This window comes from Streptomyces sp. NPDC031340 (genome assembly GCF_055569945.1).
The window spans coordinates 42,370-53,949 of sequence record NZ_JBVIIE010000044.1; the positions used below are offsets into that span (position 1 = coordinate 42,370).

The window sequence follows — 11,580 nt, forward strand, 5'->3', positions numbered from 1 at the left end:
GCCTTTCTCGTCGGCGTGCCCGTGGGACGGGTGTCCTGCCGTGGGCGAGGTACTCGTGGAGTGTTTTCCGGGCTTTTGACATCCTTGGAAATACCCCAGGGGGTACTCATGTTACCTTCGTATACATACCCCCCGGGGTAAATGTCTCACTCGAAGGGAGTACTCGTGTTCTTCGTCGACACGATCGAGCTGTCCGGGCTCGGCAACCGCAGCTACCTCGCGGGCGGCGAGCGGACGGCCGTAGCGGTCGACCCGCCGCGCGACATCGACCAGGTGATCGCGGCCGCGGCCCGGCGGGGGGTGCGCATCGCGTACGTCGTCGAGACGCACGTGCACAACGACTACGTCACCGGCGGCCTCGAGCTGGCCCGGGTCACCGGCGCTGCCTACCTCGTGCCCGCCGACGCCCGCGTCTCCTTCGAGCGCGTACCGGTGCGCGACGGCGACCACGCCGACATCGACCCCGGCGCCGGCCTGGTCCTGCGCGCCCTGGCGACGCCCGGCCACACCCCGCACCACACCTCCTACGTGCTGGAGGAGAACGGCACGGCCGTCGCGGTGTTCACCGGCGGCTCGCTGCTGATCGGCACCGTGGGCCGGCCCGACCTCGTCGAGCCGCGGCTGACCGAGCGCCTCGCCCGGGCCCAGCACGCCTCCGCGCACCGGCTGGCCGCCGAGCTGCCGGAGGAGACGGCGGTGCTCCCCACGCACGGGTTCGGCAGCTTCTGCTCCTCCTCCCAGGCGGAGGGCAGCTCCACGACCATCGGCAAGGAGAAGGCGACCAACGAAGCCCTCACCCGGGACGTGGACACCTTCGTCGCCGACCTGCTGGCCGGCCTGGACGACATCCCCGCCTACTACACGCACATGGGACCGGCCAACGCCGCCGGCCCCGCGCCCGTCGACCTCACCCCGCCCGCCGTCGCCGACGCCGGGGAGATCGCCGCCCGGCTGGCCGCCGGGGAGTGGGTGGTCGACCTGCGCAACCGCGTCGCCTTCGCCGCGGGACACGTCTCCGGGTCGTTCAACTTCGAGGCCGAGGGGCAGCTCGCCACCTACCTGGCCTGGCTGATCCCGTGGGGCAAGCCGGTCACCCTGCTCGCCGAGTCGCCCGAGCAGCTCGCCGCCGCGCAGCGCGAACTGGTGCGGGTGGGCATCGACCGCCCGGCCGCCGCGGCCACCGGCGGCCTTGCGGACTGGCTGCCCGAGGGTGAGACGCCGGCCTCCTTCCGCCGCGCCGTGTTCGCCGACCTCGCCGCCCGGTATCCGGTCGAGGGCGTCGTCGTGCTCGACGTCCGCCGGGACTCGGAGCGCGCGGGCGGCTACATCGAAGGGTCGGTGCACATCCCCGTCCACACCCTGCACCGGCGCGTCGACGAGGTGCCCGAGGGCGAGGTCTGGGTGCACTGCGCGGGCGGCATGCGCGCCGCCGTCGCCGCCTCCCTGCTGGACGCCGTCGGCCGCGACGTCGTCGCGGTGGACGACTCCTTCGACGCGGCCGAGAAGGCAGGGCTGGTGCTGCGCACCGGCTGACGGCGCCAGGACACCGCAGTGGGCCGGGCCGGCCTTTCGTACAGATCCGGAAACAGGAGTCAGACACCGAGATGAGCATCTTCCGACGCAGCAAGGGCGGCCCGGGCCGCGTGACCGTGCAGGAGGCCGCCGGGCGCACCGGCCACGGCGACTCCGCCGAGCCCGGCGACGCCGTGCTGCTCGACGTCCGCGAACCCCACGAATGGCAGGCGGGGCACGCCCCCCACGCCGTCCACCTGCCACTGTCCGCGCTGACCACGGGGGCTGGGCTGCCCGCGCGGGCGCAGTCCCGGCCGCTGATCGTGATCTGCCGCTCGGGCAACCGCTCCCGGCGGGCCGCCGAACTGCTGGCGGCCCGCGGCGCGGAGGCCGTGGACGTCGTCGGCGGCATGCAGGACTGGGCCGGGGCCGGGCTGCCGGTGGTCGACTCGCGCGGCAAGGCGGGCGTCGTCGCGTGAGCGCTGTGATACTCGCCCTCGTCGCCGGCGCCGTCATAGGCCTGGCACTGGGCGCGCTCGGTGGCGGCGGCAGCGTCCTCGCCGTCCCCGCCCTGATCTACCTGCTCGGTTTCACCCCGGTCGCGGCGACCACCGCGAGCCTGGTCATCGTCACCATCACCTCCGTCACCGCGCTGTCCGCGCACGCCCGCGACGGCAACGTCCGGTGGCGTACCGGACTGCTGTTCGCGGCGGCCGGGATCGGCCCGGCGATGCTGGGCGGAGCGCTCGCCGACCGCATTCCGGAGCCCGTGCTGATGGCGGCCTTCGGCGTGGTGGCCGCGGTGGCCGCGGCCCGCATGCTGCGGCCCGCCAAGGCGGCGGCCCCCGTCACGCACGCCCGTCCGGGCCGGGCCGCGGCGGCCGGCGCCGGGCTCGGCGCGGTCACCGGCGTCCTCGGCGTCGGCGGGGGTTTCCTCGCCGTACCGGCGCTGGTGGGCGTGCTCGGGATGCGGATGCGCAACGCGGTGGGCACCAGCCTGCTGGTCATCACCGTCAACTCGCTGGCGGCGCTGGCGACCCGCGCCGGCACCGTCGACACGCTCGACTGGGCGGTCGTGGGTCCGTTCATCGCGGCCGCGGTCCTCGGCGCGTGGGACGGCAAGCGGCTGGCCGGGAAGGTCTCCGGCCCCACGCTGCAGCGGATCTTCGCCGCGGTGCTGCTTGCGGTGGGCGGTTTCATGCTGATCGACGCGATGCTGTGATGCGCTCTCCGCTTCCGCTTCCGCTTCACTTTCCGCTTCCCGGCCCGCCCGGCCGGCCGGTCCCTACGCCAGGGACAGGAACAGCTTCTCCAGCCGGGTGCGGATCTCCTCGGTGCCGACACCGTCCGTGCGGCCGGACCCGATGCCCGCCATGCACTGCTGCAGACCGGTCGCGACGATCGCGAACCCGGCCCGGTCCAGCGCCCGGGACGCGGCGGCGAGCTGCGTGATCACGTCCTCGCAGTCACGGCCCTCCTCGAGCATCCGGATCACGCCGGAGATCTGACCCTGCGCCCGGCGCAGCCGGTTCAGCACGGCCTTCAGGTCCGCACCCTCGAGCTCCAGTTCCATGACCCACACTCCTCACAGCAATACCCCTAGGGGTACTGTACGTCCCGGTTCGGGACGACGTCGACCATAAGGATCACTTCTGCCATGAGCACTTCCACCCCTGTCACCCTCGACACCGACCAGGCGCGCAGCCGGCTGCACGAGTTCACCGTCATCGACGTGCGGACCCCCGGCGAGTACGCCTCCGGTCACCTTCCGGGCGCCGTGAACATCCCCCTGGACCACATCCGGCGGGCGCTGCCGGAGATCCGCCACGCCGCCGAGCAGGGCGACGTCCTCGTGGTGTGCGCCTCCGGCGCCCGTTCGGAGAACGCCTGCAAGCTGCTGGCCGCCGAGGGCATCGTCACCGCCACCCTCGCGGGCGGCACCGGCGCCTGGGCGTCCGAGGGGAACGACCTGCAGCGCCCCGTCGCCTGCGACACGCGCGCCTCCTGGAGCATGGAGCGGCAGGTGCGCTTCACCGCCGGCACCGTGGTCCTGCTCGGGCTCCTGCTCGGCGTGCTGGTGCACCCGGCCTTCCTGTTCCTGTCCGCCGGCATAGCGGGCGGCCTGGTCTTCTCCGCCCTGACGAACACCTGCGGCATGGCGGTCATGCTGGCCAAGCTGCCCCACAACCGCCCCCGCACCGCCGACCTCGACACCGCGCTGGCGGCCCTGCGCAAGCGCTGAGCCCCGCAGGCGGAAAGGGCGCCCGCACCGATGGCCGGTGCGGGCGCCCTCGCGTCCGTTGCCGCACGCGGTCCGGCGCCGCCGTCCCGGCGCGCGGCCACCCGCCGGGGGAGTGCCGCCCAGCCACCGGGCGGACGAGCCGCCGAGCCCGCGAGCCGGATGTGACGGGGGGCCCGGACGTGACGGGGCGCCCGGACATGACGGGGCGCCCGCACCGAAGCTTCGGCGCGGGCGCCCCGTCATGTCCGGGCACCGGTCGTCAGCCGCGCCGGGCCGGCCCCGCCGTTGCCTGTCGGCGCACGTCGTCCATGTCGACGGCGCGGATCTTGCCGATCAGTTCCTCCAGGGCCTGCGGCGGCATGGCGCCGGGCTGTGCGTACAGCACGGTCCGGTCCCGGATCGCCATCAGGGTGGGGATCGAGGAGATCTGGAAGGCGCCGGCGAGTTCCGGCTGCGCCTCGGTGTCGACCTTGCCGAACACGATGTCCGGGTGGCGTTCGGCGGCCTTCTCGAAGACGGGGGCGAACATCCGGCACGGTCCGCACCAGGCGGCCCAGAAATCGATCAGCACGATCTCCGAACCGGTGACGGTCTCCTCGAAGTTTTCCTTGGTCAGTTCGACGGTCGGCATGGGCTCCGCGCTCCTCTCGTATACCCAGTGGGGTATCTGTTCCAACAGGCGCCCGGCCGCATTTGTTCCAGCGCCCCGTCACGCCTCCAGTTCGATGTCGATCGCGGGCGTGTGGTGGAGGGTGTTGTGCACCGTGCAGTGCGAGGCGACCGCCAGCAGGGCGTCCCGGCGCTGCTCGGGAAGGTCCGGCGGCGGGACGACCACCACGCGCAGGGAGGCGACGCGGGCCGGGCGGTCGGTGGCCATGGTGAACTCGGTGCGGACCCGCAGCCCGGCGCGGGACAGGCCGTGGCGGTGCAGGTAGCGGCCCGCGTAGAAGGCGACGCAGGTGGCGAGGGAGGCGGCGAACAGTTCCGTCGGCGTGGGTGCGGTGTCCGTGCCGCCCACCGCGACGGGCTGGTCCACCAGGAGCCGGTGGCCGCGGATGTCGACGGCGTAGGCGTCCTGGTCGACGTGGGTGACCTCGAATTGCTGCACGTCGGCCTCGCGCGGCCGGTTCGTGCCGGGGTCCTGTACTGCGGTGCCGGTCATGGCCGGGTCCCTCTCGTTCGCATGCGCTCTCGCTGACGTCTCCAGTCGACCGCACCCGGGGCGCCGGGACGTAGAGACCGACGGGCTGAGGTGGGGACTGTTGGTCCCCGTGAGACAGGGCCGATATACCCTGGCGGGTATCTCGTCAGGGCATTCGCGGCGAGCGAGGGGGCCGATGGTCCGCCGGCGGGCCCGCGGACATACCCCGGTGGGTACCCGGCCCGGGACCAGCGGCCCATGCCGACGCTCCCCTGCCCGGCGCCACTGTGGAGCCATGGGCAAACACATCGTGATTCTCGGCGGCGGAACGGCCGGCACCATGACGGCCAACCGCCTGCGCCGCGCCTACGACGAGAGCGAACTCCGGATCACGGTCGTCGACCAGCACGACGACCACCTCTACCAGCCCGGCCTCCTCTTCGTCCCCTTCGGACTCGCCCAGCCCCACCACCTCGTCCGGTCCCGCCCGCGGCAGCTGCACGCCGTCGACTACAAGCAGGCGCCGATCGAGCGGGTCGACCTGGAGGCCCGCACCGTCCACCTCGCCGGCGGCATCCGGCTGGCCTACGACGTGCTGGTGGTGGCGACCGGAGCCCGGCTGCTGCCAGAGGAGACCGAGGGCCTGACCGGCCCCGGCTGGGGCGAGAACGTCTTCACCTTCTACGACCTGCCCGGCGCCACCGCACTGCACCGGGCGCTGGAGCGCTTCGACGGCGGCCGCGTCGTGATCGACGTGGCGGACCTGCCCCTCAAGTGCCCCGTCGCACCGCTGGAGTTCGCCTTCCTCGCCGACTGGTACTTCCAGCGGCGCGGCATCCGCGACGAGGTCCGGCTGACCTACGCCACCCCGCTCGACGCGGCCTTCACCAAGCCGGTCGCCTCGAAGGCGCTGGGCGGACTGCTGGCGGACAAGGGCATCGAGCTGGTCACCGAGTTCACGCTCGGCGAGGTCGACGGCTCGGGCGGCCGGCTGGTCTCCTACGACGAGCGCGAGGTGCCCTTCGACCTGGCGGTCGTCGTCCCGCTGCACGGCGGCGCCGCGTACGTCGGACGCTCCGAGGGCCTGGGCGACGAGCTGGACTTCGTGCCGGTCGATCCGCACACCCTCCAGCACCCCGACCGTCCCGAGGTGTTCGCCATCGGCGATGCGGCGGGTCTGCCCGCCTCCAAGGCCGGATCGGTGGCCCACTTCGAGGGCGAGGTGCTGGTGCGCAACATCAGCCGCTTCCTCGACGGGCGGCCGGTGGACGCGTCTTTCGACGGGCACGCCAACTGCTTCGTGGAGACCGGCTTCCACAAGGCCCTGCTGATCGACTTCAACTACGACACCGAGCCGCTGCCGGGGCACTACCCGGCCGCGCTGGGGCTGCCGCTGCTGAAGGAGTCGCACGCCAACCACCTCGGCAAGCTGGCCTTCGAGTGGCTGTACTGGCACAGCCTCCTGCCGGGCCGGGACCTGCCCGGCATCGGCTCGGCGATGCCCGAGCGCGGCAAGGTCCACCTCCCCGCCTGAGCGAAAGGAAACCGTCATGCCCACCGCCACCTACGACGGCACCCCCGTACCGGTCGACGACGAAGGCTTCTTCACCGACCCCGGCCGGTGGACCGAGCCGATGGCCGGCCAGATCGCCGAGGAATGCGGCATCGACACCCTGACCGACCAGCACTGGACGGTCATCCGCTTCATGCGCGCCCAGTACGCCGAGAAGGGCACCGGACCCACCGTCCGCGTCCTCGGCAAGAGCTCCGGCGTCAGCGTGAAGGAGCTCTACCAGCTCTTTCCCAAGGGTCCGGCGAAGACGGCCGCGAAGATCGCCGGAATCCCCAAGCCGCGCGGCTGCATCTGAGAGGAGGGGGCGGTCATGGCGGACGTCGCCACGATCCAGAAGGTCTCGATCATCGTCTCCAAGGGTTCCCTGGAGGGCGTCTACCCGGCTCTGATCATGGCCAACGGCGCCCGCGCCGAGGGCATCGAGGCCGACCTGTTCTTCACCTTCTTCGGGCTGGACGCCATCACGAAGAAGCGCTGGGAGCACATCAAGCTGGCCACGGTCGGCAACCCGGGCCTGCACCTGCCGACCCTGCTGGGCGGCATGCCGGGTGTTCCCGACCTGGTCACCCGGTACATGGAACGCAAGATGGACAAGCTCGACATCCCGCCGATCCCCGAGTTCATCGAGATGATCTCCGACACGGGCGCCGGGATCTACGCCTGCAAGGCATCCGTCGACCTGTTCGAACTGGACAAGGACGACCTGGTGGAGCAGGTGCAGGGCATCATCACGGTCGGCGAGTTCTACGAGCACGCGGCCGGCGGGCAGATCATCTACACCTGAGCGGGACGCGTCAGTGACGCACCTGGCGAGAGCGCCCCTTCCGGCAGTCCGGACGGGGCGCTCTCGCCAGGTGCGGCGGCGGTGGCCGCTTCGACGGCGATCCGGTGGTACGCCGTCCAGCCGTCCGGCGCTATGGCCGTCCGGCGCTGCGGCCGTCCGGCGCTGCGGCCGTCCGGCGCTGCGGCCGTCCGGCGCTGCGGCCGTCCGGCGCTGCGGCCGTCCGGCGCTGCGGCCGTCCGGCACTGCGGCCGTCCGGCGGTCCGGCCGTCCGGTCAGGAGCGGCGTTCCGCCCGGCCGGCGTGCAGCAGGAGCAGGCGGGCCAGGTCGCGGGCCTCGTCGGCGGTGAGCGCAGCCCAGGTGCCGTGCTCGTCCCCCTGGTCCGGTCCCACGTCCAGGGTGACCCGGCTGATGGGCCGGTCGGCGGGCGCGAGGCGCAGGCACCGTACGGCGATCCTGCGTCCGCAGCCGGTCACGAGCGAGGTGTCCTCGGCCGCCATGGGCCGGGTGCGTTCCGGGATCGCCATCGTCCTCACACTCCTACGACCAGTGGTCAGGGTCCCGGCCGACGCCTTCGCGTATACCGGGCGGGGTATCAGGAACAGCACTGTGCGCACGCGGATTGTTCCCTCCGGCGGGGAGGTCCGGCCGTCCCGGAGGCCCGAGGGGCGAACGGGGAAGTCGGCAGGGCCGTACGGCCCCCCGCCGGGCGGTCGTACGGCCCTCCAACCGGGTGGGACCGGGAAAATACGTTAAAGGGGTATACAGACATCTGTGATCGCCCTGGAGGGATCCTCCGATGACCGTCTCCGACCAGCCGACCCAGCCCGCCCCCGCCGGCCTGCCCCTCATCGGCGACAAGGCACCGTACTTCGAGGCCGAGTCCACCCACGGCCCGGTCCGGCTCACCGACTACTCGGGCCGCTGGCTGGTGCTCTTCAGCCACCCGGCGGACTTCACCCCGGTGTGTACGACGGAGTTCGTCGCCTTCACCGAACTCGCCGACGAGTTCGCCGCCCGCAACACCGCCCTGCTCGGCAACTCCGTGGACTCCGTCCACAGCCACCTCGCCTGGACCCGGGCGATCCAGGAGAAGCTGGGTGTGCGTGTTCCGTTCCCGATCATCGCCGACCTCGACACACGTGTCGCGCGCGCCTACGGCATGCTCCACCCGAACACCTCCGGCACGGCCGCCGTGCGTGCCGTGTTCGTCATCGACCCGGAGCAGACCGTGCGGGCGATGCTGTACTACCCGATGAACGCCGGACGCATGATCCCCGAGATCCTGCGGCTGGTCGACGCCCTGCAGACCTCCGACCGTGACGGCGTGTCCTGCCCCGCCAACTGGCGTCCGGGCGAGGACGTCGTCCTGGGCGCCCCGCGCACCGAGGCGGAACTGGAGGCCCGCCTCACCCAGGAGGGCGTCAAGCTCACCGACTGGTACCTGGCGACCAAGCCCGGCAAGCCGGCCTGAGGCCACGAGGCCACGAGGCCACGTGACCGCGTGGCGCGGCGTCAGCGCCGTACGGCGCGCACCAGCACGTCCACGGCCGTGCGGCGCTCGCCGTCCGCGTCGGTCACCGGGCGGGTGACCGGCTCGGCCCGCACGATGTCGGCGTACGGCCGCCACACGTCGGCGACCTGCTCGGCGGTGTACAGCACGCGCGGGTCCTGCGGCCCGCCGTGGCCGTGCTCGAGGTTGGCCGCGTCGTGGCCGACCAGCAGCAGGGTGCCGCCCACGGCCACCGCCTCCGCGGCCCGCCGCAGCACCCCCGTCATCCGCTCCCACGGCAGGTGCAGGTACGCGATCAGCGCCAGGCCGTAGGGCGCCTCGGGGGCCGACCACGAGGTGAGGTCGGCGTGGACGGTACGCAGCGGCACGCCCCGCTCGGCGGCCAGCCGGGCGGCCTTGTCCAGCGCGACGGCGGAGAAGTCCACGGCGTCCACCTCCCAGCCCTGTCCGGCGAGCCAGACGGCGTTGCGTCCCTCGCCGGCGGCCAGGTCCACCGCCCGTCCGGCGGGCGGCAGCCCGGCCAGCTCCTCCTCGACGAACCGGTTGGGCTGTGCCGTCCACACCAGCTCGCGGCCGCGGTACCGCGCGTCCCAGTCCTCTGCGTCCATCCTGTGTGCCTGTCCCTTCGCGTGGAGGTGGTAGGGGTGGAGGTCGTACGGATGGAGACCGTACGTGTGAAGGGCCCGGCGCCGGCCCGCCCCGGCCCGGTCGGTGGTCCCGGGGCGTCAGGCCAGCGTCAGGAACAGTTTCTCCAGTTCGGCCTCGGACAGGGGCGGGGTGTGTCCCCGGTGCCGTTCGGTGAGGCACTGGCGCATCGCGCCCGCCACTATCTTGAAGCCGGCCCGGTCCAGGGCCCGGGAGACCGCGGCCAGCTGGGTGACCACGGCCTTGCCGTCGCGCCCCGCCTCGATCATGGAGATCACGGCGGCGAGCTGCCCCTGGGCGCGGCGCAGCCGGTTGAGCACCTCCGCCGTCGAGTCGAGCGCTGCCGCGGCCGCGGCAGCGTCCGCTTCCTCGCGCTGCTCGTGCTGCTCGAGTACGACTTCCGACTCGTCCACCGGGCACCTCCTCCAGGTCCTCCAGGCCGGGTTCCGGGTGCGCCGGGGCGGGGGAACCGCCCCGGCGCGTGTGGTCAGACGGGGGTACCGTCGCCCTGGTGCACGGCGTCCTCCCGCGCGGAACGGGGAACCGCCATGTCCGGCCCGTCCGCCCCGCGCGCCGCCCGCCCGGCCTTGCGCAGCGTGTACCAGCTGAACCCGATGCCCGCCGCGGCGGCCACCGAGGCCCACGTCCAGGGGCTGGTCAGCAGGGTGTGGCGCAGGTCGGCGCTGACCTGCTGGCCGAGGACGAAGACGCCCATCACGGCGACGAACCAGCCGAAGGACTTGCGCAGCGCGTTCTGCGGGATGCGTCCGGCCAGCAGCCCGCCGATGACGCTGCCGACGACGGCCGCCGCCGTGACCAGCAGGGCGAAGCCCCAGTCGATGTGCACGCTGGCGAGGTACCCGGCCAGCCCGGCGAACGACTTCATGGAGATGACCAGCAGCGAGGTGCCGACGGCGACGGTCATCGGCAGCCCGCCGAGCAGCGCGAGCGCCGGGACGACGAGGAAGCCGCCGCCCGCACCGACCAGACCGGTGACCAGGCCGACCACGATGCCGTCCAGCAGGACGTGCATGACGGGCAGTTCGTGGTGGGCCTTCTTCGGCTGCTGCTTGCGGCCGCGGATCATGGCGAAGGCGGTGGCGATCATCATGAGGGCGAACGCGATCAGCAGGACGGTGCCGGGGATGAACTCGGCGAACCGTCCGCCCGCGTAGGCGCCGGTCATGCCGGCCAGGCCGAACAGGAGCCCGGTCCGCCACCGCACACGGCCCGCGCGGGCGTGCGAGACGACACCGGCGGCGCTGGTGACGCCCACGACGAACAGGGACGTGGCGATGGCCTGCTTGGTCTCCATGCCGGCCAGGTAGACCAGGATGGGCACGGTCAGGATGGACCCGCCGCCGCCCAGGATGCCGAGGCTGATGCCGATGAGCAGGGACGCGGCGATGATGACGGCGATCACGACGCACCCCGCAGGGCGGCGACGACCGAGTCGATGTCGGTGCGCGGGCCGCGGTTGTAGGGCAGTTTCGACAGCAGCATGCCCATCGCGCAGGTGTTGCTCAGGGCGGCGAAGGTCAGTCCGGCGCCGACGGCGGTGCCGATCAGGTGCAGTCCGGGCACGAACACGCCCGCGACACCGGTGGCCAGAACCAGGCTGCCGGCGACCAGCCGGACCTGGCGTTCCAGGTCCCAGCGCTCGGGACCGCGGGTGAGGGTGCCGCCGGCGGCCTCCCAGGCCATGACGCCGCCCTCGAGGACGCGCAGGTTGGGCATTCCGGCCTCGGCCAGCGCCTTCTCGGCCTGGGAGGCGCGGGCGCCGGAGCGGCAGACGAGGACGACGTCCTCGTCGAGGTGGTGCAGCAGTTCGGCGCGGTGCTCGCGCAGCGTGTCCAGGGGGACGTTGTAGGAGCCGGGGATGTGCGCGGTGTGGAACTCGCCGGGGGTGCGCACGTCCAGCAGGCGGGGGCCTTCGCCGGTGCGGGTCAGCTCGCGGAGCGCGGCTGGTTCGAGTCGTGGCTGGTCGGCATCGGTGGCCATGGGGGTACCTCGATGTGGCTGGAGGGGAGGGGGAGAGGTGGGGGCGCTGCAGGGGGAGAGGGGGCGGGGGGGGGGGGGGGGGGGGGGGGGGGGGGCGGCGGGGGGGGGGGGGGGGGGGGGGGGGGGGGGTGGGGGGGTGGGGGCGTCTGCCTCCCCTCCACAGCCAACCACA

At 73.0% G+C, this 11,580-nt stretch carries 16 protein-coding genes; 8 read left to right on the plus strand and 8 right to left on the minus strand.

Going from position 1 to position 11,580, the window contains the following annotated elements; translation table 11 throughout:
• Nucleotides 1–165: 165 nt before the first annotated feature.
• The 3 genes from ACZ5GT_RS29055 to ACZ5GT_RS29065 all read left to right on the plus strand — a co-directional run bounded on the left by ACZ5GT_RS29055 (nt 166) and on the right by ACZ5GT_RS29065 (nt 2,734).
• Entirely contained in the window at nt 166–1,533 is a 1,368-nt protein-coding gene (locus ACZ5GT_RS29055; RefSeq protein ID WP_469031886.1) for an MBL fold metallo-hydrolase, read from the plus strand.
• Between the two features lie 71 nt (nt 1,534–1,604).
• Complete coding sequence (locus ACZ5GT_RS29060) at nt 1,605–1,991, plus strand: rhodanese-like domain-containing protein (RefSeq protein ID WP_469031887.1); 387 nt, start codon at nt 1,605–1,607, stop codon at nt 1,989–1,991.
• A complete protein-coding gene (locus ACZ5GT_RS29065) occupies nt 1,988–2,734 on the plus strand; it encodes a sulfite exporter TauE/SafE family protein (RefSeq protein ID WP_469031888.1) in 747 nt (248 codons plus the stop codon). The genes ACZ5GT_RS29060 and ACZ5GT_RS29065 overlap by 4 nt, the downstream gene beginning before the upstream one ends.
• A 63-nt stretch (nt 2,735–2,797) precedes the next feature.
• Here ACZ5GT_RS29065 and ACZ5GT_RS29070 read toward each other — a convergent pair whose 3' ends face one another.
• Nucleotides 2,798–3,085: a metal-sensitive transcriptional regulator gene (locus ACZ5GT_RS29070; RefSeq protein WP_469031889.1), complete on the minus strand. Its 288-nt coding sequence runs from the start codon at nt 3,083–3,085 to the stop codon at nt 2,798–2,800.
• A gap of 84 nt (nt 3,086–3,169) precedes the next feature.
• On the opposite strand from ACZ5GT_RS29070, the gene ACZ5GT_RS29075 reads away from it, so the two are divergent.
• Nucleotides 3,170–3,754, plus strand: a complete 585-nt coding sequence (locus ACZ5GT_RS29075; RefSeq protein WP_469031890.1) for a rhodanese-like domain-containing protein — start codon at nt 3,170–3,172, stop codon at nt 3,752–3,754.
• A gap of 259 nt (nt 3,755–4,013) precedes the next feature.
• Here the strand turns inward: ACZ5GT_RS29075 and trxA are convergent, their stop codons facing one another.
• Nucleotides 4,014–4,385: a thioredoxin gene (trxA, locus tag ACZ5GT_RS29080; protein WP_469031891.1), complete on the minus strand. Its 372-nt coding sequence runs from the start codon at nt 4,383–4,385 to the stop codon at nt 4,014–4,016.
• A gap of 78 nt (nt 4,386–4,463) precedes the next feature.
• Entirely contained in the window at nt 4,464–4,916 is a 453-nt protein-coding gene (locus ACZ5GT_RS29085) for an OsmC family protein (RefSeq protein ID WP_469031892.1), read from the minus strand.
• A gap of 274 nt (nt 4,917–5,190) precedes the next feature.
• Between ACZ5GT_RS29085 and sqr the strand changes: the two genes are divergently transcribed.
• From sqr to ACZ5GT_RS29100, 3 genes are read left to right on the plus strand one after another with little or no spacing between them, the layout of a single operon-like run.
• The gene (gene sqr / locus ACZ5GT_RS29090; RefSeq protein WP_469031893.1) at nt 5,191–6,429 is read left to right on the plus strand and encodes a type III sulfide quinone reductase, selenoprotein subtype; all 1,239 of its coding nucleotides are present in this window, start codon (nt 5,191–5,193) and stop codon (nt 6,427–6,429) included.
• Between the two features lie 16 nt (nt 6,430–6,445).
• Nucleotides 6,446–6,763 (plus strand): TusE/DsrC/DsvC family sulfur relay protein, encoded by a 318-nt coding sequence (locus ACZ5GT_RS29095; protein ID WP_469031894.1) that lies wholly within the window; start codon nt 6,446–6,448, stop codon nt 6,761–6,763.
• 15 nt (nt 6,764–6,778) lie between these two features.
• Nucleotides 6,779–7,252, plus strand: a complete 474-nt coding sequence (locus tag ACZ5GT_RS29100; protein WP_469031895.1) for a DsrE/DsrF/DrsH-like family protein — start codon at nt 6,779–6,781, stop codon at nt 7,250–7,252.
• Between the two features lie 272 nt (nt 7,253–7,524).
• Here ACZ5GT_RS29100 and ACZ5GT_RS29105 read toward each other — a convergent pair whose 3' ends face one another.
• Complete coding sequence (locus ACZ5GT_RS29105) at nt 7,525–7,776, minus strand: hypothetical protein (RefSeq protein WP_469031896.1); 252 nt, start codon at nt 7,774–7,776, stop codon at nt 7,525–7,527.
• A 272-nt stretch (nt 7,777–8,048) separates the two neighbouring features.
• On the opposite strand from ACZ5GT_RS29105, the gene ACZ5GT_RS29110 reads away from it, so the two are divergent.
• Nucleotides 8,049–8,723, plus strand: coding sequence for a peroxiredoxin (locus ACZ5GT_RS29110; protein WP_469031897.1), 675 nt, complete (start codon nt 8,049–8,051; stop codon nt 8,721–8,723).
• 41 nt (nt 8,724–8,764) lie between these two features.
• Here ACZ5GT_RS29110 and ACZ5GT_RS29115 read toward each other — a convergent pair whose 3' ends face one another.
• The 4 genes from ACZ5GT_RS29115 to ACZ5GT_RS29130 all read right to left on the minus strand — a co-directional run bounded on the left by ACZ5GT_RS29115 (nt 8,765) and on the right by ACZ5GT_RS29130 (nt 11,408).
• Complete coding sequence (locus ACZ5GT_RS29115; protein WP_469031898.1) at nt 8,765–9,370, minus strand: class I SAM-dependent methyltransferase; 606 nt, start codon at nt 9,368–9,370, stop codon at nt 8,765–8,767.
• Nucleotides 9,371–9,487: 117 nt separating this feature from the next.
• Entirely contained in the window at nt 9,488–9,727 is a 240-nt protein-coding gene (locus ACZ5GT_RS29120) for a metal-sensitive transcriptional regulator (RefSeq protein ID WP_469031936.1), read from the minus strand.
• Between the two features lie 167 nt (nt 9,728–9,894).
• Nucleotides 9,895–10,830 carry a sulfite exporter TauE/SafE family protein gene (locus tag ACZ5GT_RS29125; protein WP_469031899.1) on the minus strand — a complete coding sequence of 312 codons (936 nt, stop codon included), beginning with the start codon at nt 10,828–10,830 and terminating at the stop codon, nt 9,895–9,897.
• Nucleotides 10,827–11,408, minus strand: a complete 582-nt coding sequence (locus ACZ5GT_RS29130; RefSeq protein WP_469031900.1) for a rhodanese-like domain-containing protein — start codon at nt 11,406–11,408, stop codon at nt 10,827–10,829. Before ACZ5GT_RS29130 ends, ACZ5GT_RS29125 begins: the two co-directional genes overlap by 4 nt.
• Nucleotides 11,409–11,580: the final 172 nt, after the last annotated feature.

Bases quoted from the DNA above. Each gene is read 5' to 3' on its own strand.
- ACZ5GT_RS29130 (WP_469031900.1), bottom strand. From the start codon at position 11,408: ATGGCCACCGATGCCGACCAGCCACGACTCGAACCAGCCGCGCTCCGC.
- ACZ5GT_RS29105 (WP_469031896.1), bottom strand. From the start codon at position 7,776: ATGGCGATCCCGGAACGCACCCGGCCCATGGCGGCCGAGGACACCTCG.
- ACZ5GT_RS29110 (WP_469031897.1), top strand. From the start codon at position 8,049: ATGACCGTCTCCGACCAGCCGACCCAGCCCGCCCCCGCCGGCCTGCCC.
- sqr (WP_469031893.1), top strand. From the start codon at position 5,191: ATGGGCAAACACATCGTGATTCTCGGCGGCGGAACGGCCGGCACCATG.
- ACZ5GT_RS29095 (WP_469031894.1), top strand. From the start codon at position 6,446: ATGCCCACCGCCACCTACGACGGCACCCCCGTACCGGTCGACGACGAA.
- ACZ5GT_RS29100 (WP_469031895.1), top strand. From the start codon at position 6,779: ATGGCGGACGTCGCCACGATCCAGAAGGTCTCGATCATCGTCTCCAAG.
- ACZ5GT_RS29115 (WP_469031898.1), bottom strand. From the start codon at position 9,370: ATGGACGCAGAGGACTGGGACGCGCGGTACCGCGGCCGCGAGCTGGTG.
- ACZ5GT_RS29060 (WP_469031887.1), top strand. From the start codon at position 1,605: ATGAGCATCTTCCGACGCAGCAAGGGCGGCCCGGGCCGCGTGACCGTG.
- ACZ5GT_RS29070 (WP_469031889.1), bottom strand. From the start codon at position 3,085: ATGGAACTGGAGCTCGAGGGTGCGGACCTGAAGGCCGTGCTGAACCGG.
- ACZ5GT_RS29085 (WP_469031892.1), bottom strand. From the start codon at position 4,916: ATGACCGGCACCGCAGTACAGGACCCCGGCACGAACCGGCCGCGCGAG.
- trxA (WP_469031891.1), bottom strand. From the start codon at position 4,385: ATGCCGACCGTCGAACTGACCAAGGAAAACTTCGAGGAGACCGTCACC.
- ACZ5GT_RS29075 (WP_469031890.1), top strand. From the start codon at position 3,170: ATGAGCACTTCCACCCCTGTCACCCTCGACACCGACCAGGCGCGCAGC.